The organism is Mesorhizobium sp. AR07, from assembly GCF_024746815.1.
GTDB lineage: Bacteria > Pseudomonadota > Alphaproteobacteria > Rhizobiales > Rhizobiaceae > Mesorhizobium.
On record NZ_CP080525.1, the window covers coordinates 5,024,486 to 5,045,696 of the forward strand.

Genomic DNA, 21,211 nt, shown 5'->3' on the forward strand with positions numbered 1-21,211 from the left:
TACTCCCCTACTCCCCTACTCCCCTACTCCCCTACTCCCCTACTCCCCTAACCGATCTTGTTGGGGATCCGCGCCTCGATCCTGCTGAAGGCGAAGACCAGAATACCGGTGATCGTCATGTAGATCAGCGCCAGCAGCAGCAGGGGTTCGTAGGTGAGGTAGGTGTCCTGCCGCACCTTGGACGAAACGGCGAAGATGTCGATGACGCTGATCGTCGCCACCAGCGGCGTCGACTTCAGCTGCAGCACGGTTTCGCCGGTCAGCGTCGGCAGCGCCCGGTAGATGGCTTGCGGCAGCCAGATGCGGCGAAATGCCTTCCAGCGGCTCATGCCGAAGGCGCGGGCGGCCTCCAGTTGGCCCTTGGGGACGCCGGCAAAGGCGCCGCGCATCACCTCGCCCTCATAACCGGCGAAAGACAAGGTCAGCGCCAGCACGCCATAAGGCCAGGCTTGTCGCAGATATGGCCACATCCAGGATTCGCGGATCCAGGGATATTGCGGAAACAGCGAGCCGAGTCCGTAATAGAGCAGCCACAGCTGAATCAGCAACGGCGTGCCCCGAATCACCGTGCAAATGACCTTGGCGGGCGCGGCGAACCAGAAGGAGCCGGTCGCCTGCGCCAGCCCGAGCGGCACGGCGAGCAGGAAGCCCAGCACACAGGTGACGGCCAGGATCCACAGCGAGCGCCAGATGCCGATCAATCCCATTTCATAATATTGCGGCAGCCAGTCCCAGCGCATGAAAAAGACGGCGCTCAGCGCCAGGCCCAGCGCGATCAGGATCAGCACGATGCGGTGCGGCTGCAGCCACAGCGACGTCCGCGCGACGATGTTGATGATGGCTGCCTCGTTGGCCATCAGCGCGCCTCCTTGAGCGAAGGCATGCCGCGCCGGGACCAGGCCTCGACACGGCCGATGACGAGATTGGAAAACAGCGACAGCAGCAGATAGAGCACGCCGGCGGCGAAAAAGAAGGTGAAATAAGCTTTGGTGACGCCCGCGGCCTGCCGCGTTGCCAGCGCCAGTTCATAAAAGCCGACGACCGCCAGCAATGCGGTGTCCTTGGTGGCGATCAGCCAGAGATTGGCGAGGCCCGGTATGGCGAAGGGCAGCATTGCCGGCAAGGTGATGCGCCGCAGGAGCAGTCCGGGAGACATTCCATAGGCGCGCGCGGCTTCGATCTGGCCCTGCGGAATGGCCAGGATCGCGCCGCGGATCACCTCGGTCGAATAGGCGCCCTGGACAAAGCCGAGCACGGCGATACCGGCGGCAAGCCCGCTGATGTCGACGCGCTGATAACCCATTGCCGTCAGCGCCTGGTTGATCAGGTCGGTTCCGGCATAATAGAGCAGCAGGATCAGCACCAGTTCCGGCACGGCGCGCACGACGGTGGTGTAAACCGCCAGCAGGTCGCGCACCACCGGCCCGCCATAGAGCTTGCCGTAGGCGCCGCCGGTGCCGATCAGGAGACCGAGGCACGTGGCGCCCACCGCGATCTCGATCGAATGGAGCAGCCCGACCAAAAGAGTTCCGCCCCAGCCCGGCGGGTTGGGCGAGAGAAGTTCGATGATGCCGGCCGCCGAGGCCGAAAGGAATGCGTCGATCAGCGTCGCCCCCGAATTGCTGGCGTCAGCCGCTGTCAAGTGTCGTCAGCGGCTTTGACGAAACCGCACGGCGAGATGCCGTGCGGTTTTTGCTCATGCATGGACGATGTCAGTTCGACTGTGTCGAGCCGCCGTAAATATCGAAATCGAAGTATTTCTTCGAGATTTCGTCATACTTGCCGTTGGCGCGGATAGCCTTGATGCCGGCGTTGATCTTGTTCTTCAGGTCGGTGTCCTCCTTGCGCACGCCGGCGCCGACGCCCGGTCCGAGCACTTCATCGTCTGGAGCCACCATGCCCTTCAGATCGCAGCAAGCCTTGCCCTGATCCGACTTGAGGAATTCGCCAAGCGCGATGGAATCGGCCTGCACCGCGTCGAGGCGGCCGGCGGCAAGATCGTTGTTGGCTTCGTCCTGGGTCTGGTATTCCTTGATCTCGGAAGCCGTGGCGCCGAAGTGCTTCTTGGCGTAGACGGCGTGCACGGTCGACACCTGAACGCCGATGACCTTGCCCTTGAGGTCGGCGGGCGCGGGGCCGAATTTCTGGTCCTTTGGTCCGATGATCGCCGTCGGCGTGTTGTAGTACTTGTCCGAGAAGTCGATCGTCTTCTTGCGCTCATCGGTGATCGACATCGAGCTGGCGATGAGGTCGATCTTCTTGGTCGTCAGCGCCGGGATGATGCCGTCCCAGGCAACCGGCGTGATGACGCAGTCGAGTTTCTCCTCGGCGCAGACGGCGTCGATGAAATCGATCTCCCAGCCGACCCACTTGCCCGAGGCATCCGGCGAGGTGAAGGGCGGATAGGGCTCCGCGGCGACGCCGATCTTGACCGGATCGGCCTTGGCCACGCCCATGGCGGCAACGCCCAGCAGCAACGCTGCGGCGAATGTCTTCAGAACAGTCTTCATTTTCACGACTCCCAGTTTGTTGTTGGTTCCCGGTTTTCTTCCGTCTCGGCCTGTCCTAGCCAATGTTGCGGATGAACTGCTTGAGCCTTTCGGATCTGGGCGCGCCGAAGATCTGCTCCGGCGGTCCTTCTTCCTCGACCAATCCATTGTAGAGATAGACGACATGCGTCGCGACCTCGCGGGCGAACTTCATCTCGTGGGTGACCAGCACCATGGTGCGGCCTTCGCGCGCCAGGTCGCCAATCACCTTCAGCACTTCGCCGACCAGCTCGGGATCGAGCGCCGAGGTCGGCTCGTCGAACAGCATGACACGAGGATTGATGGCCAGCGCCCGGGCGATCGCGGCGCGCTGCTGCTGGCCGCCCGACAGATAGGCCGGATAGACGTCGCGCTTTTCGGCCAGGCCGACGCGGGCGAGCAGCTTTTCGGCCTCGCCGATCGCCACATCGCGCTTGACGCCAAGCACATGGACGGGAACCTCGATGACATTCTCGATCAGCGTCATGTGGCTCCATAGGTTGAAGTTCTGGAACACCATGCCGAGCTTGGAGCGGATGCGCTCGATCTGCTTGCGGTCGGCCGGAACCGTGTGGCCATGGCTGTCGGCCTTCAGTTTGATCTCCTCGCCATTGACGCGGATGATGCCGCTGGTCGGGTTTTCCAGGCAGTTGATGCAGCGCAGCAATGTCGATTTGCCCGAGCCTGAGCCGCCGATGATGGCGATGACCTCGCCGTCGCGCGCCGACAGCGAGACGCCTTTCAGCACATGCAGCTCACCGAACCTCTTGTGCAGGTTCTCGACATGGATGGCTTCGGCGGCGCCGTCCTGCGCCGTGTGTTTCAGTGCGGGTGCGGCGCCTTGCGCCATCATCCCTTCGACGCTCCGTGGAGCGGTCGAGCCCGTCGCTGCTGGAAGTTTTTACTCATTACCCGTCACTGGACAGAGTTCCCATTCTCAAGATGGACCGTTCCGCTTGCCTCCGTCAACCATGGTTTTTGGACTATTGATCACAGCTTGCTGTAGTGGTTAGTGGCGGCAACGGACGTTTCGGGAGAATTGAGTGGGCAAATCATACGGGTCGCAGTCCATGGCCGGACCGCTGCAACGCGTGCTTATGCGGTCCGCCGCCAGCGCCATGCGTCATGCCAAGGCCTCCGAATGGCATTACGGTCCAGGCTTCGATCCACGCAAAGCCGCGGCCCAGCACCAGCAGTTGGCGGGGATGGTCGAGGCCGCGGGCGCCGAGATCGAATGGCTGACGGACGCCGATGACGGGCTGGCCGATTCCGTCTTCACCCATGATCCGTCGCTGATGACCGACCACGGCGCGATCATTCTTGCCATGGGCAAGGCGCTGCGCCGGGCCGAGCCCGGTCTGCACGAGGCCGCCTACATCAGCATGGGCATTCCCATTCTCGGCCGCATCGATGATCCGGGCCAGGTGGAAGGCGGCGATTGCGTCTGGGTCGACGCGAACACGCTGGCCGTCGGCCGTGGCGTGCGCACCAATCAGGACGGCATCCAGCAGCTTTCAAACCTGCTGTCGCCCAAGGGCGTTTCGGTCTTTGGCTTCGATCTGCCGTTGTGGCACGGTGAGGAAGCCTGCCTGCATCTGATGTCGGTTATCAGCCCGCTGGCCGACGATCTGGCGCTGGTCTACGCGCCCTTGCTGCCGGCCGCCTTCTACCAATTGCTGCGCGCGCGCGGCATCACGCTGGTCGAGGGCGATGCCGACGAGTTCTTCGCCTCCAACGGGCTGAGCCTCAACGTGCTGCCGACCGCGCCGCGCCAGGTCATCGCCGTCGCCGGTTTTCCCAAGACCGCTTCTGCCATGCAGGCGGCGGGCTGCGTGGTTTCCACCTTCGAGGCGGATGCGCTCTGCATCGCTTGCGAGGGTGGTCCGACCTGCCTGACGCGGCCGGTGCTGCGCCAATGACCACCATTGGGACGACGGTCGGCGAGGCGCTCATTTCACTGCTCGAGGCCCATGGCGTCGACACGGTCTTCGGCATTCCCGGCGTGCATACGGTCGAGCTCTACCGCGGGCTGGCGCGCTCCAGGATTCGCCATGTCACGCCGCGCCACGAACAGGGCGCCGGCTTCATGGCCGACGGTTATGCGCGCGCCAGCGGCAGGCCGGGCGTCGCCTTCGTCATCACCGGACCGGGGCTCACCAACACCATCACCGCCATGGGACAGGCGCGCGCCGATTCGGTGCCGATGCTGGTGATCTCAGGCGTCAACGCCATGCCGACGCTGGGCAAGGGCCTGGGCTATCTGCATGAACTGCCCGACCAGCGCGGCATGATGGAGAAGGTGGCGCTGTTTTCGCAGCGGGTCACCGAGGCCGGTGAATTGCCCGGCGCGCTGGCGCAGGCCTTCGCCTTGTTTTCATCGGCCCGGCCCGGTCCGGTGCATATCGAAATCCCGACCGACGTCATGGTCAAGCCGGCAGATGGCATCGTTGCCATGCTGAGCAATGCCGCGCCGCCCGCGCCGGATAGCGCGGCAATTGCCGGCGCGGCCAAACTCATCGCCGCGGCGCGCCGTCCGCTCATTCTTGCCGGCGGCGGCGCCAAGCGCGCCGAGGCGCCATTGCGGCGTCTGGCCGAACGACTGGGAGCGCCGGTCGTCCAGACCGCCAATGCGCGCGGCCTCCTGCATGCCCATCCGCTTTGCGTGCCGGCCAGTCCCAGCCTGAAGGCTGTGCGGGCGCTGATGGCCGAGGCGGATCTGGTCATTGCCGCCGGCACCGAATTCGGCCCGACCGACTATGACGGCTACAGCGATGGCGGTTTCGTCCTGCCCGCCAACCTGATCCGCATCGATATAGGCGCGGATCAGCTTGCCCGCCGCCCAGCGACGGTTTCGATTCAAGCCGATTGCGCCGAGGCGCTCGAAGCGCTGCTCCTGGAAATCAGCCATGTCAGGCCAAGCGAAAGCGGCCCATCGCGCGCCGCCGCGACACGGAAAGCGGCTTTTGCCGAGCTCAGTCCGACGCTGCAGGCGCAGGTGCGCGCCGTCGAGATGATCCGCGACGCGCTGCCGGGTGCGCTCATCGTCGGCGATTCGACGCAGCCGATCTATGCCGCCAACCTCTACTACGACCATGACCGCCCCGGCGGCTGGTTCAATGCCGCCACCGGTTTTGGCGCACTCGGCTACGGCCCACCGGCGGCGATCGGCGCCGCCCTTGCTGTGCCTGGTGCGCCGGTGGTTTGCCTGACCGGCGATGGCGGTTTCCAGTTCACGCTGCCTGAACTGGGCGCGGCGCTCGACGCCCAGGCGCCGGTCATTTTCGTCGTCTGGAACAATCGTGGCTACCGCGAGATCGAAACCTCGATGCTCGATGTCGGTGTCGAGCCGGTCGGCGTGTCGCCGGCGCCGCCGGATTTCTGTAAGCTGGCCGAAGCCTATGGCATAGGCGCCGAACGGCTTGCCGATATCGACGCGCTGGCGGACGCGCTGAAACGCGCGCGGGCAACCGGACTGCCGCGCGTCATCGAAATCACAGTCGACTGAGGTGTGGCGGCGCAACCTGCTTCCTGTCTCGGCAGTCATGAATCACGGCTGGCTGCGGCGCGACGCATGCAAAGACGCAACATCTGCCATGTCGAGATTTCAGTTGAGTGATCGTGCAAAAGGCGCGACGCTTTGCGTCGGCGCGGCATAAAAAACGACATAATCATAAAAAATGACAGGAGCTGTCCAGGATGACGGAAACACTTGAAGGCAGGCATATCGTTGTGACCGGTGGGACCGGGGCGCTCGGTGGCGCGGTTGTCGGCAAACTGCTGGATGGCGGCGCGATCTGTCATGTGCCCAATGCCCATGCCGCCACGCCCACGCATTTCCCCTTCACCGAGCATGACCGCGTCAAGCTGGTCCACAATGTCGATCTCTCGGACTCCGCCAAGGTAGAGGCCTTTTACCACCAGGTTCCAGGCCTGTGGGGCTCGATCCATTTGGCCGGTGGCTTTGCCATGGCGCCGGTGGAAAAGATCGAATCCGCGTCCTTTGCCGAGATGATGGACACCAATGCACGCACTGCCTTCCTGTGCTGCCGCGCGGCCGTGCGCTCGATGCTGTCATCGGGCACCGCGGGCCGCATCGTCAATGTCACCGCGCGCGCCGGGCTCGACCCGCGGCGCGGCGCCGGCATGGTCGCCTACGCCGCCAGCAAGGCGGCGGTGGCGGCAATGACGGTGGCGATGGCGGAGGAACTGAAGGCCAAGGGCATCCTGGTCAATGCCGTGGCGCCGTCGACGCTCGACACGCCGGCAAACCGCGCCGACATGCCGGATGCAGACTTCGGCAAATGGGTCAGTCTCGAAGCGGCGGCTGAAGCCATCGCCTATCTCGCTTCGCCGGCCAATCAGGCGATGAGCGGCACGCTGGTGCCGCTTTACGGCCGGGCCTGAGCCATCGGTAAAGGTCTTCAGTTTCAGGCGTGAGCCAAAGAAAAACCCCGCCGGATCGCTCCGGCGGGGTTTTTATGACGGGCCGCGCGCAAGGCGCACGGCAGGCGGCTGAGGCTTAGCTGCCCTGCTTCTTCAGCGCGGCGCCCAGGATATCGCCCAGCGAAGCGCCGGAGTCGGTCGAGCCGTACTGGGCGACCGCTTCCTTCTCTTCGGCGATTTCCAGCGCCTTGATCGAGACCTGCAGCTTGCGGGTCTTCTTGTCGAAGGCGATGACGCGGGCATCAACCTTCTGGCCGACGGTGAAGCGCTCGGGGCGCTGCTCGTCGCGGTCACGGCTCAGATCGGAGCGCTTGATGAAGGTCTCGATGCCGCTGTCGACCAGCCGCACTTCCAGACCGCCATCCTTGACGCCGATGACTTCGCAGGTGACGACCGCGTTCTTGCGCAGTTCGCCGCTCGTCGCTGCTTCGCCGACCGAATCCTTGGCCAGCTGCTTGATGCCGAGCGAGATGCGCTCCTTGTCGATGTCGACGTCGAGTACCTGCGCCTTGACCATGTCGCCGCGATTGTACTCTTCGATGACCTGCTCGCCTGGACGGGTCCAGTCGAGGTCGGAGAGATGGACCATGCCGTCCACGTCGCCTTCGAGGCCGATGAACAGGCCGAACTCGGTCTTGTTCTTGACCTCGCCCTCGACCTGGCTGCCGACCGGATGGCTGCTGGCGAAAGCCTGCCACGGGTTCTCGAGCGTCTGCTTGAGGCCGAGCGAGATGCGGCGCTTGGCCGGATCGACTTCGAGCACCACCACGTCGACTTCCTGGGTCGTCGAAAGGATCTTGCCGGGATGCACGTTCTTCTTCGTCCACGACATTTCCGAAACGTGGATGAGGCCCTCGATGCCCGGCTCCAGCTCGACGAACGCGCCGTAGTCGGTGATGTTGGTGACGGTGCCCTTGATCTTCTTGCCGATCGGGAACTTGGTGCCGATCTCGGACCACGGATCGCTCTCGAGCTGCTTCATGCCGAGCGAGATACGGTGGGTTTCCTGGTTGATGCGGATGATCTGCACCTTGACCGTCTGACCGATGTTGAGGATTTCGGTCGGATGGTTGACGCGGCGCCATGCCATGTCGGTGACATGCAGCAGGCCGTCGATGCCGCCGAGGTCGACGAACGCACCATAGTCGGTGATGTTCTTGACGACGCCTTCGACAACCTGGCCTTCTTCGAGGTTCTGCACGATTTCCGAACGCTGTTCGGCGCGGCTCTCCTCGAGCACGGTACGGCGCGACACCACGATGTTGCCGCGGCGGCGATCCATCTTGAGGATCTCGAAGGGCTGCGGGTTGTGCATCAGCGGGGAGACGTCGCGGATCGGGCGGATATCGACCTGGCTGCGCGGCAGGAAGGCCACGGCGCCGTCGAGGTCGACGGTGAAGCCGCCCTTGACCTGGTTGAAGATGACGCCTTCGACGCGCTCACCCTTGGTGAACTTCTCTTCGAGGCGGACCCAGCTCTCTTCGCGGCGGGCCTTTTCACGGGAAAGCATCGCTTCGCCAAGCGCGTTCTCGATGCGCTCGACATAGACTTCGACCGTATCGCCGACCTTGAGGGTGGTGTCCTTGCCCTTGACGCCGAATTCCTTCAGCGGCACGCGGCCTTCGACCTTCAGGCCGACATCGATGATCGCCATGTCTTTTTCAATGGCGGTGATGATGCCCTTGACGACCTGGCCTTCGCCGGAATGGCCGGCGGTAAAAGATTCTTCAAGCAGGCTCGCGAAATCGTCGCGAGTGGGATTTGCAGCTGACATTGTTTCTCCTGGAATGCCCCGCATCTGTTGCGGGACGGGCGCCGTGGGTTAGCGTTGCGTTGGCCTGCCGGCGTTCCGGGCTACAAAAGCCCTGGGCCGCTCTCTAAGCGGCAATTCCGGCGCATGAAGAATGCTGGCAGGCTGGTTCGTGCCCGATATGGGTATTTTCTTCGCCTCCGACAACGGAAACACGAGGGAAAAACCCGGCTCAGGCCTTGTCTCTCTTGGCCAAGGCGTCGTCGATGATCGCCATGGCTGCAAGAAACGCGGCTTCTATAGCCATTTCGCTGGTATCAAGCAAGTGCGCGTCAGGGGCGGGCTTCAGCGGCGAGTCGGCGCGGCCCATGTCGCGCTCGTCGCGGCGCACGATGTCGGCAAGGATTTCGGTGAAATCGGCGGTGCCGCCAATACTCTCGATCTCGGCAAGCCGCCGCCGTGCCCGCACCTCGGCGCTCGCCGTCACATAGAGTTTAATGTCGGCGTCGGGGCAGACGACAGTGCCGATGTCGCGCCCGTCGAGCACGGCGCCGGGTGGTGCCTTGGCGAAGTCGCGCTGCTTTTCGACCAGGATGCGCCGCACGGTCGGATACACCGCGACTTTCGAGGCCGCCTCGCCGACCGCATGCGCCGACAGCACCGCCCGGTCAAGCTTCGTCATATCGACCTGGCGCGCCGCGGTTTCGGCGGCCGAGACATTGTCGAGCGGCAGCGCGTGCTGGATCAGCGCGTAGGCCACCGCGCGATAGGTGAGGCCGGTGTCAAGCAGGTTCAGCCGGTAGTGGTCGGCGAGCCGCCGCGCCAGCGTGCCTTTGCCGGCACCGGCCGGGCCGTCGATGGCGATGGTGAAGATTTGTGTCATTGGTAGGCCGCCATGAGCGGAATCGAAAAGCGCAGCGGTCGAAACAGGGGTAGCGATCCTTCGCGCCCCCCTCTGTCCTGCCGGACATCTCCCCCTCGACGGGGGAGATTGGCAGCTTCAGCGCTGCCCTCAATCCTGCAACGTTTGTAGTTGGCGAAAGCAAACGCGACATCCGATCTCCCCCCTTGTGGGGGAGATGCCCGGAAGGGCAGAGGGGGGCGCTGTCCCGCCGACATTCCAGTCGGGCCGCAATCTCCAAGGTCCGCGATTGCCACTGTCACCCGATCTCCGCGCCCAGCCCCTTCATCAGGCCCATGAATTCCGGAAAGCTGGTCGCGATCATAGCCTGGTCGTCGATTGTGACCGGCTTTTCCGTCGCCAACCCCATGACCAGGAAACTCATGGCTATGCGGTGGTCGAGATGGGTCTGCACGGTCGTGTCCTGGCCGTTGGGGTGGCCGCCTAGGCCCTTGCCGCCCGGTTTGCCCCGTACCGCGAGCGAAGCCTCGCCCTCGGTGCAGTCGACGCCGTTGAGCTTCAGGCCGTTGGCGACGGCCGACAGCCGGTCGGATTCCTTCACTCGCAGCTCTTCCAGCCCCTGCATCAGCGTTTCACCCTCGGCGAAGCTGGCGGCGACGGCGAGCACCGGGTATTCGTCGATCATCGACGGCGCCCGTTCCGGCGGCACGGCGACACCCCTGAGTTCGGAATAGCGCACGCGCAGATCGGCGACATCCTCGCCGCCGGCGTTGCGCGGGTTGAGGATCTCGATCTTGCCGCCCATTTCCTGCAGCGTCAGCAGAAGTCCGGTGCGGGTCGGGTTCATCAGCACATTCTCGATGACGATGTCGGAGCCCGGCACGATCAGCGCGGCCACCAGCGGGAAGCCGGCCGAGGAGGGGTCGCCCGGCACCGCGATGGTCTGGCCGGTCAGCTTGCCCTGACCTTCGATGAAGATGTGGCGCACGCCGCGCTCGTCGGTCTCGACCGACAGGTTGGCGCCGAAGCCTTTGAGCATCTTTTCGGTATGGTCACGCGTCATGACAGGTTCGATCACGGTGGTGATGCCGGGCGTGTTCAGCCCGGCGAGCAGCACCGCCGACTTCACCTGCGCCGAGGCCATCGGCACGCGGTAGGTGATGGGTGCGGCGTGCTTAGGCCCATGCAGCGTGATCGGCATGCGGTCGCCGGGCGTCGCCTTCAACACCTGCACGCCCATCTGGCGCAAGGGTTCGAGTACGCGGCCCATCGGCCGGCCGGACAAAGAGGCGTCGCCGATGAAGGTCGTTTCCATGTCATAGGTGCCGACCAGGCCCATGGTCAGCCGCGAGCCGGTGCCGGCATTGCCGAAATCGAGCGGGCCTTCAGGCTGCAGCAGCGCGCCATTGCCGGTGCCGCGGATCACCCATTCGGCGCCGCGCTTCTCTATATGCGCGCCCATCGCCTTCATGGCGGCACCCGTGCGCATCACGTCCTCGCCTTCCAGCAGGCCGGTGATACGGGTCTCGCCCGAGGCCAGGCCGCCGAACATGAAGGAGCGGTGCGAGATCGACTTGTCGCCCGGCACACGCGCGGTGCCGGCAAGGGCTGGTGATTTGCGGGCGGTGGCCGACTTTGGGGCGGCGGCGTGAGACATGGAATTTCCCTGGACGGATTGCCGGCGGGCCGGCGCTTTTCATTTGGTGCGGCGGTCTCCTATCACGGTGGGCCGAAATGGTCATCCCCCATGGTCGTCACTTGACGCGAGGCCTTTCAATGCATGGTTTTGTGACGCCGGCTTTTCGCTTTGACAGCGCTGCAAACTGTGGTTAAGGGGACCACTCTTTTATTGACGAGGCTTGCCGTGGCAAAAACTGAACTTGGCACAAAACGCATCGACCCGGAGACGGGCCGAAAATTCTACGACCTGAACAAGGACCCGATCGTCTCGCCCTACACCGGCAAGACCTACCCGCGTTCCTATTTCGAGGAAGGCAAGATTGCCGCCATCGAAGAGGAAGAGGAAGTGGCCGAGAAGGAAGTGGACGCCGAGGAGGAAGAGGGCGTTGAGGTCGTCTCGCTCGAAGAGGCCGACGAAGACGTCAAGGCCGACGACCTGCCGGATCTCGGCGACGACGAGGACGATGTCGACCTCGGCGACGACGAGGATGACACTTTCCTTGCCGACGAAGAGGAAGAAGACGACGACGTCGCCGACATGATCGGCGTTGGCGACGACGACGACGAGGTCTGATCGGCCTTAGGAACCAGGCGTTTGCAGGCTTTCGTGGCCTGTGGAGAAAAAGCGGCTCTCGAAGGCTTGATATCTGGGAAAGGCGGGGTTAGAAGCCGCCAGCACGAACGGCGCGGTCACCAACCCGCGCCGGATCTCTTCGCCGGAAACGGCGCCGGTTGACTGCCGGAAGTGGGGCCATAGCTCAGTTGGGAGAGCGCTTGAATGGCATTCAAGAGGTCGTCGGTTCGATCCCGATTGGCTCCACCAAGTTTCTTCAAAGAAATCAATGTGTTGAACGCAGGCCCATCCTGGGCCGAGAGTCTGCTGTGGCGCTGGGCACCCCCCGGGCACCCCCGAAAAGAAATTCGGCGTGCTTTCCGATGCGACGAGGTGGGAATAGCCGGGATCTGCCGGGGATGGCCGAGTGAGGTACCCGAGTCCGCATAGCAACGGGTAGGAGTTAGTTCCAGAGAGGCAAAGCTTGCCAATTTGGCGGGAATCCGGCGGAAGCTATTGTGATATGCGGGCTTTGAGGAAATGTGGCCACGTGCGCCTTCAATCTGTCAGCCCACTTGGTTCTCGGATTAACCGTTTTTAGCAGCGTCTGCATGATCGCCAAGGCCGCGTAGAGACGCTTGTTCGAGTCCGGATCTCCCAACAGGTGATCAAGGTGTGGAACCTCTTGGGCTCTTGGAAGGCTTGGCTGGTCGACCAAAGGCCGGTTCCAAAACCTCGAATGATGCGCGCAAACATTCCGAATTCCACACAATGCCCGGACCCAGGACTTTATCAGATGGGGCCGTAGGCCGCCATAACTGGCCGAAATGGCCATCAGATCGGGATATTTCATGCCAGATAGGAAATGAGATAGAGGGCCAAACTCTAGGAGTTCTACCGCAAAACTGGGCGCGTCGTCACCTTCACCGGCCTGCAGAAAATCTATCAACGTCTCCATCAGACGCTCGGCGATCAGCTTGTTCATAACGAGGCTGATCGGACCGGTGTCGGTATCGAGTTCCAGCAGCCCAAGCAGCCTATCTCGCGAGAGCAGGGTAACGTCGGTGGCCAACAGCTTATTGAAGCCGGTCGCGCTAGGCTTGCGTGTCATGTCGAAGGCCACCCCCGTTTAAAGCCCGAGTTCCACATGCCCATGGAACCTTAGGTTGGGAAAGCCTCTGATGCTTCGCCAAAATTGGATAGTAGCCGGCGACATAGGGGGCGGGGGGCGTTGGGGTTCCTAGCAGCGCCCCCTCTGCCCCGATCCGCAGCCCAGAAATTACAATTTGCGGAGTACGCTTAACGACAATCTCATATTTCGACGCCCATGTATCAGGTTTGCGATTTGGGTGGTTCAATGAAGTTCGTCTTCGCGGCAATTGCATTGGCTCTTTCGGCAACCCATAGCTTGGCAGACCAACAAAGGGTCGACAAGAAATGGCCGTCAATCATCTACTATGGCAACGCGACGAACCAACCGAAGAGTGAATGGCTATACGTTCTGGGCGCCGGACCCTCGGCAACTCTGCCTCCCACAGATTCCAGGACAAGCACAGGTGCGGTCCCTCCAGGGCCACCTAACGGGTACCCGCGCCGAGGTAAGATCGTTCAGCCCCCCAATGGCAACGCCCGAAAATAGCAAGGGTCCCGGCGAGGCGCGGGCCATCCCCTTCAGGTAAGACGAAGCGATGAAAATCCGTAAGTGTTGGCGCTTACCGTTTTCTAAGGTAACGCGCGAAAATCGTCAGCTTCTCTTCGTAGCCGATCCGCACAATAGCCATGCAGCCGTCGCATCTGAAGCTCGCGATCGTTCTAAGCCAAGAGCCCGTCTTCACCATTGGATGTGAACAGTCGGGGCATCGAAAGTCGAGCGGCACATCGCGCAGTTCGTCAGTTAGGGGCATCCTGCATCTTTCTCCGGTCAGCACTCAACAAACGGCATGGCCAATGCAGCTAATCTCGCCATCTAAATTAGGTTCCGCTGAAATAGGGATTTTGCGCCCGTTGGCTCCGGCCGGCGGGCTTTTTGCATTTTGGAACCAATTCAGCGCAAGCTAATTGAATCGCGGTCTTTGCGAGTCAGTGCATGCGTTTGAAGTTCATCCCGCCCTTGATGCCGACCCTTGTCGAGCAGCCTCCCGAAGGCGACGACTGGATTCACGAAGTCAAATTCGATGGCTACCGCTCACAGATCATCATCGACGAGGACGGTACCCGGATCCACACGCGCAACGGCATTGACTGGTCTGCCAAATATCGCGACCTGGTGAAAGAGGCGCCAAGTCTGGGCGCCGAAAGCGCCATCGTCGACGGCGAGATCGTCGTCCTGAACGCCGCCGGCCTGTCCGACTTCGGCGAACTGCGCAAGGCGATCACGCGCCGGCAGCAAGACCTCTATTTCGTTGCCATCGATCTACTCCACCTCAACGAGATTCCACATACAAAGGCCAGGGAGGTCCATCATAGGTCAAAGTTAAATGCGGGGAACGATTTAGCGAGCGCTGAACTCAATCACACCACCCAGAAGAGACCACCAGCGATGCCTCGAAGATATGGCGCCCGGTCTCGTCCCGCACCTTGACGGTAATGGCGGTGCGGTCGTTCTCGATCATCTCGTCGCGGACAATGTCGGGCAGGATGCGTATCGCCTCTCGCCGTAAGCGTTCGCGTGTTTCGAAAACCTGGCCGTCATCGTCGACCGTGAGACCGTCGCCATTGTACAGGTCGAGATAATATCGAGGCATGATGGGCTGAACCTCAAAACCGTTGTTGTTGACGAGAGAGATTCAACGGACAATTCCCGGACTGAGTTGTTGTTCCGCCAGCGGTGGCATTTTCCGGGGAACAACGCGCTCCAACAAATGTTAATGCCTTGCGTATTTCGAACGTTTAGTGCTGCCGCGCGGCCCGCCCTTGCATCCGACAGAAACAGTTGGCGATCAACTCTGAGCCCCTTCGCTGGAGATAGCGGTGCTTGAATCCCTTTATCTGAACCTTGGTCAGCACGACGCTCTTTCAGACGCCGAGAAGGCGTTGCTGGCCGGCGCCATGACGTTCGAGCGCCATTTTGCCATCGGCCAGGACATCGTCGCCTCGGGATCGCGGCCGACCTACTCGACGCTGATTCTTGATGGCCTCGCGGCGCGCTACAAGGTGCTGGAGAATGGCGGGCGACAGTTCACCTCATTGCAGGTACCTGGCGACTTTGTCGATCTCCATGCCTTCCTGTTGAAGACGATGGATCACGGCATCGTCGCCCTTTCGCCCTGTCATGTCATGTTCGCCGATCATGGCCGGCTTCGGACCATCACCGAGCAGGCGCCGCATCTGACCCGGCTGCTGTGGCTGGACACGCTGGTCGACGGTGCCATCCACCGCGAATGGATCGTCGCCATGGGCCGGCGCTCCAAGACGTCGCATCTGGCCCATCTCGTCTGCGAGCTTTTTGTGCGGCTGCAGGTCGTCCAGCGCACCAATGGCATGAGCTTCCATCTGCCACTCTCGCAGGCTGAAATGGCTGACGTGCTCGGCCTATCGGTGGTGCATATGAACCGCGTCATCGGCGCCTTGCGCAAGGTCGGTGTCGTCAGTTGGGCAAACCATACGGTGACCATTTTGGACTGGCACCGGCTACAGGAAATCGCCGAGTTCGACCCGACCTACCTCAGCATGATGCGGGAGCCGCGCTAGCGTCGAGCGTGAGGCTGGCAAGCCGGCGTTCGCGCTGATGGCCGACCGCGCGACCGGGCGCTATGTCGGCTCGGCCTTCATCAACTCCAGCCGGCCAATCCGCGAGCGGCTATGGAAGCGCGTGCAGGAACACGCCGGGCCGCCACCCGAGGGCATGAAGCGGCCGGCGGCGCAGTGGGTCAAGCCGGGCCTGATCGGTCGCGTGAAGCACTTGCGCGGCGAAGAGAATTTGCGGCACGCTTCGCTTCAAGATTTTCGGGAGGAAGACGACAATGGCCACGGCAAGGGGCGGGTCGTTCCCGAGTATTGGCAGGAATACGCCGACGCATGGGTCCAAGGCTTCGACGGCGTCCCCCTGGCCGTGACCAATAGGATCAAGCCGATCGGCGACCAGATGGAAGCAGAAGTCGACGAAGCCGGGGTGAACGAAGCCGAAACTTAGGCCTGCGGAACCATTTTCCCCGGTCGGAATTTCATGGGTCGACCAGCAAGGGGAGGCCCATTTGACTCAACGGCACATGGACAAAGAAAGATGGGAGCGTGCAGACCGCGAGTATCGAATTGCGGTCGATGCCGAGCGTAAAGAGCGCGAAGCGAAATCGGAGCGACTGCGAAAGCAGCGCCTAGCGCTTGAAGCGGCAGCTCCTAGGCCCGCTCCCGTCAAGAAATGCTCGGTGCAAAGGGTAAAGAAGCCGGTGCGAAAAATAATTGAAGTCGACTGATCCAGCCGCCGGCCATTGAAATCTCGTCGGCGGCCGATTATCGATCTGCAACGGTCGCGCCCCCTTGCGCACCTTTGCTGCAACCCCTCATGCTCGCAGACGTGGTTTTCGATCCGCGCACGCTCGCGTGGCGCGGCCGTCATGCCTTCGGCAAGTCTGGCAGGTTCGTCGCTCATCCGTAGACCTCTAGGATGTCGGTGATAGTCCATGCCGTTGGCGTCCAGACCACGGCATGAAATTCGACGTCAGTATCCCAACGCGCCCAGTGCGGCCGCTCGCCCGGTTCCAAGTCTTGGTCGGCGCGCCAACGAATATGGGCGACATTGCCTTCCCGGTCGCGAGCGGTAATCGGGGTCCCATCCATCGGCGCCAGCACCATGGAACGAATGACATCTGCCGCCGCGAACTCCGCTTTCGGGCTTATGCGTTCCTTGAGGCTCATAGCGGGTTGATCGGGCCGACTAGGGCAGGATGGTCGTTCGGTAGCTTGTTGACGACTGTCTTGTTGACGTCGCGGCCGACGCGGTTGAACTGCAGCTGGCCGTCGATATCGTGGCTGAGGATGTCTTTCAGGCTGTCCTTCGGCGTCGCCGGGTCCAGCCAGGCATCATAATAGGCCTGGTCGAGAATGACGGGCTGCCGGTCGTGCAGGTTCTTCATAGGTTCGCCGGCTGGCTCCGTGATGATAGTGCAGCTGGTGATGTCGAGATTGGAGTTGTAAGAAGGAATATATGGACGCCGAGCTATTTCACCCGGTCGGGCAGGAGCTTGAGACCATCCGGTTCCGGCGACTGGTCGAGATCAGGTGGGAGAAACGCGTGATCTGGAAAGACGAGTGACAAAACATCGGCTTGATGGAACATTAGCCATCACTAACAGTTTCTCGCTTGCGGCAGGAGTGCCTCCATCACGCTGCCGAAGATCGGGCCAATAAGCCCTGATCGGCCCGCGCCCTTCTGGCCGAGGGCACGGGCTTTTTCAACTCGACCAGAGCGGAAGCGATGACCGACAAGCCCGCGACGACATACGTCGCGAAAAGGGGGTGTGTCGCTGTTGCGGCCCTCCGGCGGCCCGGCAACCCCATAGCGGGGTAGAGTCACTGGGTTGCCGGGCCATTGACCAGCGAGTTGAAGAGGACGCCGTGCTGGCTGACCAAACATACGCTCAAGCTAACGGAACTAGCATCATGCGAATGACCGATAAGCCAGTAACGACCCATAGCCCCAACCAGCGTCATCACAATGAAGGGCGACGCTAGCAAGCGTTCGTGGGACCATGTCTCAGAGTGAGATAGGTGCGTTTCACGGAGAGAAGACTGATGGCAGCAGTGGGCCTTTACCGATGCCCGGGAAATCCGCCGTGGGCCTGTGTGCTGGAAGGGGCGAAAGGCACCTACGTCGCAGAGCATCATTATCGCGAAGGTGGCTATCAGCCAAACTTTGACAACTTGCCATGGGAGAGCGACTACAAGGCCGCTAAGGAAAAAGCGCTGGCCGCAGCTAGATCCTATCCATTTCCGTCGGTTGTAGAGCCTTCGTCGATCGTAAAGACAGGCAAATAAGCGTTGGCGATCAGCCATTCGGTTACGATTGTTCGGATCAATTCCGCCTTCAAAACGCACATCTCTGCGGCTAGCCCATCTAGGGTTTCCTCGATTTTCGGCTCCAGGTCCACGCCACCATCGCCGGCATTCCGGAGCATCAGCGCCGCCCGGCGCAGTAGGACCTTGAGTTTCGCGGGCGAGATCTCCGCGTTGCGATCGGCGGCACCTTCAAGCTCTTCGACAAATGATTGGCGGCTCATTGCGACTTGTTTGCCACTCCCTTTGTCTGCAGGTCGTCACCATCGCGCGGTGCGTGGTTGAATGCAAGGCGGTTGGCAAGGGATCGCTTCGGCCGGATGCGCCGGCCAGACGTCCCATTAGGTCCGCCGCGCCTCAGATATATCTGAGTCTTTCCGTTGCATCATGTCGGCGCAAGTCGGAGGTCGGGCGGGTAGATCGATCTATTGGCAAGGCCAAGTCTGACTTAACGCTTCCATCACCCCATAGCCTAGCGATTCCTGCCAATTCTTCGGGTGAGCCTGCGCCCAATTCACAAATGCCTGTACGTAGGCGCCATAAGTAGGGGCCGGGCTGCTGATACAAGTCATGCCCAATGTCGCCGGGGTGCCGGCTTTCTTCGCCGCCCATCCGTTGACTGCCATCGTGTCGGCCGTGCCACCGACATATCCGAGACAATAGGTAAAATCAAAGCTTCTACTGTCTTCCGTGCAAGCCGCCAAAAGGGTTTGGACATTGGAAGTACGCTCGGCATTCGCCTGAGGTGCGAACAAGGGTGACATCATAAGTGCGATTAGGCCGATCAAGCTCCGTTTCATGTTGCCCACCCCGAATTGATACCTAGGCTAACATCGCCCGATCAGAGCAACAACACGAGCAGTTTCCAAAAGCGTGCATGAGATCCGCCCGAGACTTTATCATCGCTGCGATCTGCGGCGCTCTCAAGCTCTTCGGCGATGGAAAGGCGCGTCATCTGAAACTCAAATCACCTTTTGTTGCCACCACTCAATTCCCGTCGACTTTTCCCAGCCTGTGGAAGTCGGAGAGTGCCGAAAAAAGGCGCTGCCCTCGCTGTAGATCTGCATCAGACTTTGTCGAAGCGGTGGGTGAATGGAACCGGAGATAACGATGCACGGTAATTTCCCTACTTTCCGTCGCGCTCGCATTGTGCGCCGGGATGACACTTGGACCTTCGTTGAAAGCGAATTGCTCCGCAAGCACTGGCCCGATGTTGAACTGTTGCGAAAGCTTCTCCCTCATCGCAAAGAGACCGCAATGCGTCATATGGCAAAGCGTTGCGGCCTCATACCCGACAAGGTGCAAAACATCTGGACCGGCGCCCAAGATTCGAAGCTACGCCGGTTTGCCGCCCAAGGCATCGACCGCAAAACCATAGCGCAAGAACTGGGCCTGACTGTCCAGCAGGTCGCCAACCGTCTCAACTACAGGAAATTGAACCTTGCCAAACGCCCGCCGCTGCCCACAGGGAACCACTTGGTCGACGCCATCCGGCGCAGAGCATTTGATTTGCGGATGACATCAGCCGACCTAGACAGGTCGCTGGGCGGAAAGAAAGTCTTCCGAAATTGTTACAAAGGAAGAGGTAAGCCCATACCAGCCGCGCACATTCAGCAGGCGGTTAGTGCCCTGGGCGGTCGTCTCCTGATCGAATGGATGGAGGAATGAGCAAGTTCTTCCGACGCCGTGTCGAGGCGACTATTGAGCACATGATCGGCATGCTGGACGAGATGGATGGTGACGCCGATCTTGAGCCCGAGACCGTGGAGGAGCGGCACGACCGCGAGGCCGTCGACATCATCAGCTTTGTCATAACGGAGATATCCAAACGGAGGCGGCTTTCTCGTCACTGACATTGAACTGGCGAAGGTCGGCCGGGGTTTGAAACCTCCAGCCGGCTTTTTTGTGCCTACAGCTTGGCCTTCAACCTGACGCCTGGGCTTCCATGGTTCAGGAACTCGATGCCGGCCGCTTCAAGCGCCCGCTGTACTGCCTGAACGTTCTGCGCACGTCCGGTAATTGGGGACGGCCCCGCCGCTTCCATGCTCCTTATCGTGTTGACGTGTACGCCGGCTGAAGAGGCGGCGTCCTGTTGCTCCATGCCGATAAGTGCACGAGCCGCTTTGAGCTGATTTCCGGTGGTAAGCATTGATGTCCCCAATTTTCAAAAATGTGTACCATACACAGAAATAAGTTGACAACATACATTTCTAGATTAGGTTAATGATACACAGCTTACCGTGTGTGAAACACAAAAACCGGAGATTTTGCAATGTCGAACGCCCCCGTTCTGGCAGCCGCCGAAGGTATGCCCAATCTCAATCGCCGTACTGCTCTGGCCGTGACCAGCGCCGGCATCGTTTCCGCTATCACCGTCCTCTCTACGCCTGCCAAGGCAGTGTCCGCCGAACCCGCCGGAGTACCGGCCGAGTTGCTGGCGCTGATCGAGGCCAAGCATGCTGCCTACACCCGCTTCATCGTGGCGATCGACCGCGCCACACCCTTGGAAGAGGAATACCTGCCGAAGACAGCCGAGATGTATGTTCCGCTGTCGATCGGGGGCGGGCAATCGCGCAGCCTCCGCTATTCCGAACTGGAGCGCGTGGAAGACGATCTGCGCGACGAAATCAAGCGCCGCTACCGCGAGCAGGGGCAGAAGCTGGCCGCGCTGCATAAGGTCGCCCCTGATCTGGCGAAACAATCGACCGCGGCGCTTCGCAAGGCGGAACAGTCCGACCTGCGAACCTTGAAGCGCCTCATCGAGGAAGAGCGCGCAAGGCGTAGTGCTGTCGGCCTTGAGCAGGCTCTTCAAGAGCGCGACGCGGCTTCCGACGCCGAGCGCAGTTCGATCAACGCCGTCTGCGCCTACCGGTGCACCATCATGGAAGAACATCGGATCAAGGCAGAATTCTTGCTGGAATTCTGCACTGGCAAATACGGCGACCTCCAGTCCGAAGACATTGATGCGCTGCTCTGGTCGTTCCTTCCGGTCGAGGCCTTGGAAAGCGCGGTTAAGGCCTCGGAAGGCGGTGCAGCATGAGCGGCCCTTCCGACAACCTCAACGACCTCGAAGGCGACATCCTCAATCTGTCGACGCTCATGAGCGTCATTTTTGATGTCGTGGTGGAGAGCGATACGGACGCTAACATCCAGCGGCTTTTGTGGATTGCCCGCGATCTGGCTGAGCAATTGACCGCCACCGCGTCGGCCTGCCACCACAAGGTAATGAGCGAGCGCCGAGCCGCCGCCTGATCAATTGCCCTTCGGACACTTGAAGCCCGCTGCCTCACGGTAGCGGGCTTTTCCATTTCATGGGCTTCAGGGTTCAATGTACGCAGAGCCTTAACTTGAGAGTTTAAAGCCCGCTACTTCGCTTCCTTTTTGGGATACGGTGTCCAAAAAGC

The 21,211-nt window shown here is 61.4% G+C and carries 25 protein-coding genes and 1 tRNA gene; 12 read left to right on the plus strand and 14 right to left on the minus strand.

Features of this window, described 5'->3' with window-relative positions:
- Positions 1 to 47 precede the first annotated feature (47 nt).
- The 4 genes from BPNPMPFG_RS25290 to BPNPMPFG_RS25305 all read right to left on the minus strand — a co-directional run bounded on the left by BPNPMPFG_RS25290 (position 48) and on the right by BPNPMPFG_RS25305 (position 3,378).
- Positions 48 to 857 carry an ABC transporter permease gene (locus BPNPMPFG_RS25290; RefSeq protein ID WP_258591342.1) on the minus strand — a complete coding sequence of 270 codons (810 nt, stop codon included), beginning with the start codon at positions 855 to 857 and terminating at the stop codon, positions 48 to 50.
- Positions 857 to 1,570, minus strand: coding sequence for an ABC transporter permease (locus tag BPNPMPFG_RS25295; protein ID WP_258596916.1), 714 nt, complete (start codon positions 1,568 to 1,570; stop codon positions 857 to 859). The genes BPNPMPFG_RS25290 and BPNPMPFG_RS25295 overlap by 1 nt, the downstream gene beginning before the upstream one ends.
- Before the next feature lie 142 nt (positions 1,571 to 1,712).
- Positions 1,713 to 2,510, minus strand: coding sequence for a transporter substrate-binding domain-containing protein (locus BPNPMPFG_RS25300; protein WP_258591343.1), 798 nt, complete (start codon positions 2,508 to 2,510; stop codon positions 1,713 to 1,715).
- A gap of 55 nt (positions 2,511 to 2,565) precedes the next feature.
- Positions 2,566 to 3,378 carry an ABC transporter ATP-binding protein gene (locus BPNPMPFG_RS25305; protein WP_258596917.1) on the minus strand — a complete coding sequence of 271 codons (813 nt, stop codon included), beginning with the start codon at positions 3,376 to 3,378 and terminating at the stop codon, positions 2,566 to 2,568.
- Positions 3,379 to 3,598: 220 nt separating this feature from the next.
- Here BPNPMPFG_RS25305 and BPNPMPFG_RS25310 point away from each other — a divergent pair, with 220 nt between their 5' ends.
- The 3 genes from BPNPMPFG_RS25310 (at position 3,599) to BPNPMPFG_RS25320 (ending at position 6,932) form a co-directional block, all read left to right on the plus strand.
- Positions 3,599 to 4,447, plus strand: coding sequence for a dimethylarginine dimethylaminohydrolase family protein (locus tag BPNPMPFG_RS25310; protein ID WP_258596919.1), 849 nt, complete (start codon positions 3,599 to 3,601; stop codon positions 4,445 to 4,447).
- Positions 4,444 to 6,033 (plus strand): 5-guanidino-2-oxopentanoate decarboxylase, encoded by a 1,590-nt coding sequence (locus tag BPNPMPFG_RS25315; RefSeq protein WP_258591344.1) that lies wholly within the window; start codon positions 4,444 to 4,446, stop codon positions 6,031 to 6,033. Before BPNPMPFG_RS25310 ends, BPNPMPFG_RS25315 begins: the two co-directional genes overlap by 4 nt.
- 191 nt (positions 6,034 to 6,224) lie before the next feature.
- Positions 6,225 to 6,932 carry an SDR family NAD(P)-dependent oxidoreductase gene (locus BPNPMPFG_RS25320; protein ID WP_258591345.1) on the plus strand — a complete coding sequence of 236 codons (708 nt, stop codon included), beginning with the start codon at positions 6,225 to 6,227 and terminating at the stop codon, positions 6,930 to 6,932.
- 115 nt (positions 6,933 to 7,047) lie between these two features.
- On the opposite strand, the gene rpsA is transcribed toward BPNPMPFG_RS25320, so the two are convergent.
- The 3 genes from rpsA to aroA form a co-directional block, all read right to left on the minus strand.
- Positions 7,048 to 8,745: a 30S ribosomal protein S1 gene (gene rpsA / locus BPNPMPFG_RS25325; protein WP_258591346.1), complete on the minus strand. Its 1,698-nt coding sequence runs from the start codon at positions 8,743 to 8,745 to the stop codon at positions 7,048 to 7,050.
- 208 nt (positions 8,746 to 8,953) lie between these two features.
- A complete protein-coding gene (cmk, locus tag BPNPMPFG_RS25330) occupies positions 8,954 to 9,604 on the minus strand; it encodes a (d)CMP kinase (protein ID WP_258591347.1) in 651 nt (216 codons plus the stop codon).
- A 277-nt stretch (positions 9,605 to 9,881) separates the two neighbouring features.
- Complete coding sequence (gene aroA / locus BPNPMPFG_RS25335; RefSeq protein WP_258591348.1) at positions 9,882 to 11,240, minus strand: 3-phosphoshikimate 1-carboxyvinyltransferase; 1,359 nt, start codon at positions 11,238 to 11,240, stop codon at positions 9,882 to 9,884.
- Positions 11,241 to 11,447: 207 nt separating this feature from the next.
- Here aroA and BPNPMPFG_RS25340 point away from each other — a divergent pair, with 207 nt between their 5' ends.
- A complete protein-coding gene (locus tag BPNPMPFG_RS25340; RefSeq protein ID WP_224663773.1) occupies positions 11,448 to 11,837 on the plus strand; it encodes a TIGR02300 family protein in 390 nt (129 codons plus the stop codon).
- A 173-nt stretch (positions 11,838 to 12,010) separates the two neighbouring features.
- Positions 12,011 to 12,086: transfer RNA gene (locus BPNPMPFG_RS25345), tRNA-Ala, on the plus strand.
- Positions 12,087 to 12,279: 193 nt separating this feature from the next.
- Here BPNPMPFG_RS25345 and BPNPMPFG_RS25350 read toward each other — a convergent pair.
- Positions 12,280 to 12,927 carry an Abi family protein gene (locus BPNPMPFG_RS25350; protein ID WP_258591349.1) on the minus strand — a complete coding sequence of 216 codons (648 nt, stop codon included), beginning with the start codon at positions 12,925 to 12,927 and terminating at the stop codon, positions 12,280 to 12,282.
- Positions 12,928 to 13,929: 1,002 nt separating this feature from the next.
- Between BPNPMPFG_RS25350 and BPNPMPFG_RS25355 the strand changes: the two genes are divergently transcribed.
- Positions 13,930 to 14,397, plus strand: a complete 468-nt coding sequence (locus BPNPMPFG_RS25355; RefSeq protein ID WP_258596921.1) for an ATP-dependent DNA ligase — start codon at positions 13,930 to 13,932, stop codon at positions 14,395 to 14,397.
- On the opposite strand, the gene BPNPMPFG_RS25360 is transcribed toward BPNPMPFG_RS25355, so the two are convergent.
- Positions 14,324 to 14,560 (minus strand): DUF6894 family protein, encoded by a 237-nt coding sequence (locus BPNPMPFG_RS25360; protein ID WP_258591350.1) that lies wholly within the window; start codon positions 14,558 to 14,560, stop codon positions 14,324 to 14,326. The genes BPNPMPFG_RS25355 and BPNPMPFG_RS25360 overlap by 74 nt on opposite strands.
- Before the next feature lie 226 nt (positions 14,561 to 14,786).
- Here BPNPMPFG_RS25360 and BPNPMPFG_RS25365 point away from each other — a divergent pair, with 226 nt between their 5' ends.
- Entirely contained in the window at positions 14,787 to 15,506 is a 720-nt protein-coding gene (locus tag BPNPMPFG_RS25365) for a Crp/Fnr family transcriptional regulator (protein WP_258591351.1), read from the plus strand.
- A gap of 37 nt (positions 15,507 to 15,543) precedes the next feature.
- Positions 15,544 to 15,948, plus strand: a complete 405-nt coding sequence (locus BPNPMPFG_RS25370; RefSeq protein ID WP_258591352.1) for a hypothetical protein — start codon at positions 15,544 to 15,546, stop codon at positions 15,946 to 15,948.
- A gap of 452 nt (positions 15,949 to 16,400) precedes the next feature.
- Here the strand turns inward: BPNPMPFG_RS25370 and BPNPMPFG_RS25375 are convergent, their stop codons facing one another.
- From BPNPMPFG_RS25375 to BPNPMPFG_RS25390, 4 genes are all read right to left on the minus strand, one after another.
- Positions 16,401 to 16,670: a hypothetical protein gene (locus BPNPMPFG_RS25375; protein WP_258591353.1), complete on the minus strand. Its 270-nt coding sequence runs from the start codon at positions 16,668 to 16,670 to the stop codon at positions 16,401 to 16,403.
- Positions 16,667 to 16,888: an SOS response-associated peptidase family protein gene (locus tag BPNPMPFG_RS25380; RefSeq protein WP_258591354.1), complete on the minus strand. Its 222-nt coding sequence runs from the start codon at positions 16,886 to 16,888 to the stop codon at positions 16,667 to 16,669. The genes BPNPMPFG_RS25375 and BPNPMPFG_RS25380 overlap by 4 nt, the downstream gene beginning before the upstream one ends.
- Before the next feature lie 846 nt (positions 16,889 to 17,734).
- Positions 17,735 to 18,031: a hypothetical protein gene (locus BPNPMPFG_RS25385; protein ID WP_258591355.1), complete on the minus strand. Its 297-nt coding sequence runs from the start codon at positions 18,029 to 18,031 to the stop codon at positions 17,735 to 17,737.
- 201 nt (positions 18,032 to 18,232) lie between these two features.
- A complete protein-coding gene (locus BPNPMPFG_RS25390; protein ID WP_258591356.1) occupies positions 18,233 to 18,607 on the minus strand; it encodes a Rap1a/Tai family immunity protein in 375 nt (124 codons plus the stop codon).
- Positions 18,608 to 18,917: 310 nt separating this feature from the next.
- Here BPNPMPFG_RS25390 and BPNPMPFG_RS25395 point away from each other — a divergent pair, with 310 nt between their 5' ends.
- Both BPNPMPFG_RS25395 and BPNPMPFG_RS25400 read left to right on the plus strand, forming a co-directional pair.
- Positions 18,918 to 19,475 (plus strand): hypothetical protein, encoded by a 558-nt coding sequence (locus tag BPNPMPFG_RS25395; RefSeq protein ID WP_258591357.1) that lies wholly within the window; start codon positions 18,918 to 18,920, stop codon positions 19,473 to 19,475.
- A complete protein-coding gene (locus tag BPNPMPFG_RS25400) occupies positions 19,472 to 19,660 on the plus strand; it encodes a hypothetical protein (RefSeq protein ID WP_258591358.1) in 189 nt (62 codons plus the stop codon). Before BPNPMPFG_RS25395 ends, BPNPMPFG_RS25400 begins: the two co-directional genes overlap by 4 nt.
- A gap of 56 nt (positions 19,661 to 19,716) precedes the next feature.
- Here the strand turns inward: BPNPMPFG_RS25400 and BPNPMPFG_RS25405 are convergent, their stop codons facing one another.
- Positions 19,717 to 19,956, minus strand: coding sequence for a helix-turn-helix domain-containing protein (locus BPNPMPFG_RS25405; protein ID WP_258591359.1), 240 nt, complete (start codon positions 19,954 to 19,956; stop codon positions 19,717 to 19,719).
- 123 nt (positions 19,957 to 20,079) lie between these two features.
- Here BPNPMPFG_RS25405 and BPNPMPFG_RS25410 point away from each other — a divergent pair, with 123 nt between their 5' ends.
- Positions 20,080 to 20,847, plus strand: coding sequence for a hypothetical protein (locus tag BPNPMPFG_RS25410; RefSeq protein ID WP_258591360.1), 768 nt, complete (start codon positions 20,080 to 20,082; stop codon positions 20,845 to 20,847).
- Positions 20,844 to 21,059, plus strand: a complete 216-nt coding sequence (locus tag BPNPMPFG_RS25415) for a hypothetical protein (RefSeq protein ID WP_258591361.1) — start codon at positions 20,844 to 20,846, stop codon at positions 21,057 to 21,059. Before BPNPMPFG_RS25410 ends, BPNPMPFG_RS25415 begins: the two co-directional genes overlap by 4 nt.
- Positions 21,060 to 21,211 lie beyond the last annotated feature (152 nt).

Excerpts from the sequence above, each read along its gene's own strand:
- BPNPMPFG_RS25290 (WP_258591342.1), bottom strand. The coding sequence starts at position 857 with ATGGCCAACGAGGCAGCCATCATCAACATCGTCGCGCGGACGTCGCTG.
- BPNPMPFG_RS25300 (WP_258591343.1), bottom strand. The coding sequence starts at position 2,510 with ATGAAGACTGTTCTGAAGACATTCGCCGCAGCGTTGCTGCTGGGCGTT.
- BPNPMPFG_RS25305 (WP_258596917.1), bottom strand. The coding sequence starts at position 3,378 with ATGGCGCAAGGCGCCGCACCCGCACTGAAACACACGGCGCAGGACGGC.
- BPNPMPFG_RS25310 (WP_258596919.1), top strand. The coding sequence starts at position 3,599 with ATGGCCGGACCGCTGCAACGCGTGCTTATGCGGTCCGCCGCCAGCGCC.
- BPNPMPFG_RS25315 (WP_258591344.1), top strand. The coding sequence starts at position 4,444 with ATGACCACCATTGGGACGACGGTCGGCGAGGCGCTCATTTCACTGCTC.
- BPNPMPFG_RS25320 (WP_258591345.1), top strand. The coding sequence starts at position 6,225 with ATGACGGAAACACTTGAAGGCAGGCATATCGTTGTGACCGGTGGGACC.
- rpsA (WP_258591346.1), bottom strand. The coding sequence starts at position 8,745 with ATGTCAGCTGCAAATCCCACTCGCGACGATTTCGCGAGCCTGCTTGAA.
- cmk (WP_258591347.1), bottom strand. The coding sequence starts at position 9,604 with ATGACACAAATCTTCACCATCGCCATCGACGGCCCGGCCGGTGCCGGC.
- aroA (WP_258591348.1), bottom strand. The coding sequence starts at position 11,240 with ATGTCTCACGCCGCCGCCCCAAAGTCGGCCACCGCCCGCAAATCACCA.
- BPNPMPFG_RS25350 (WP_258591349.1), bottom strand. The coding sequence starts at position 12,927 with ATGACACGCAAGCCTAGCGCGACCGGCTTCAATAAGCTGTTGGCCACC.
- BPNPMPFG_RS25355 (WP_258596921.1), top strand. The coding sequence starts at position 13,930 with ATGCCGACCCTTGTCGAGCAGCCTCCCGAAGGCGACGACTGGATTCAC.
- BPNPMPFG_RS25360 (WP_258591350.1), bottom strand. The coding sequence starts at position 14,560 with ATGCCTCGATATTATCTCGACCTGTACAATGGCGACGGTCTCACGGTC.
- BPNPMPFG_RS25370 (WP_258591352.1), top strand. The coding sequence starts at position 15,544 with ATGGCCGACCGCGCGACCGGGCGCTATGTCGGCTCGGCCTTCATCAAC.
- BPNPMPFG_RS25375 (WP_258591353.1), bottom strand. The coding sequence starts at position 16,670 with ATGAGCCTCAAGGAACGCATAAGCCCGAAAGCGGAGTTCGCGGCGGCA.
- BPNPMPFG_RS25380 (WP_258591354.1), bottom strand. The coding sequence starts at position 16,888 with ATGAAGAACCTGCACGACCGGCAGCCCGTCATTCTCGACCAGGCCTAT.
- BPNPMPFG_RS25385 (WP_258591355.1), bottom strand. The coding sequence starts at position 18,031 with ATGAGCCGCCAATCATTTGTCGAAGAGCTTGAAGGTGCCGCCGATCGC.
- BPNPMPFG_RS25390 (WP_258591356.1), bottom strand. The coding sequence starts at position 18,607 with ATGAAACGGAGCTTGATCGGCCTAATCGCACTTATGATGTCACCCTTG.
- BPNPMPFG_RS25395 (WP_258591357.1), top strand. The coding sequence starts at position 18,918 with ATGCACGGTAATTTCCCTACTTTCCGTCGCGCTCGCATTGTGCGCCGG.
- BPNPMPFG_RS25400 (WP_258591358.1), top strand. The coding sequence starts at position 19,472 with ATGAGCAAGTTCTTCCGACGCCGTGTCGAGGCGACTATTGAGCACATG.
- BPNPMPFG_RS25405 (WP_258591359.1), bottom strand. The coding sequence starts at position 19,956 with ATGCTTACCACCGGAAATCAGCTCAAAGCGGCTCGTGCACTTATCGGC.
- BPNPMPFG_RS25410 (WP_258591360.1), top strand. The coding sequence starts at position 20,080 with ATGTCGAACGCCCCCGTTCTGGCAGCCGCCGAAGGTATGCCCAATCTC.
- BPNPMPFG_RS25415 (WP_258591361.1), top strand. The coding sequence starts at position 20,844 with ATGAGCGGCCCTTCCGACAACCTCAACGACCTCGAAGGCGACATCCTC.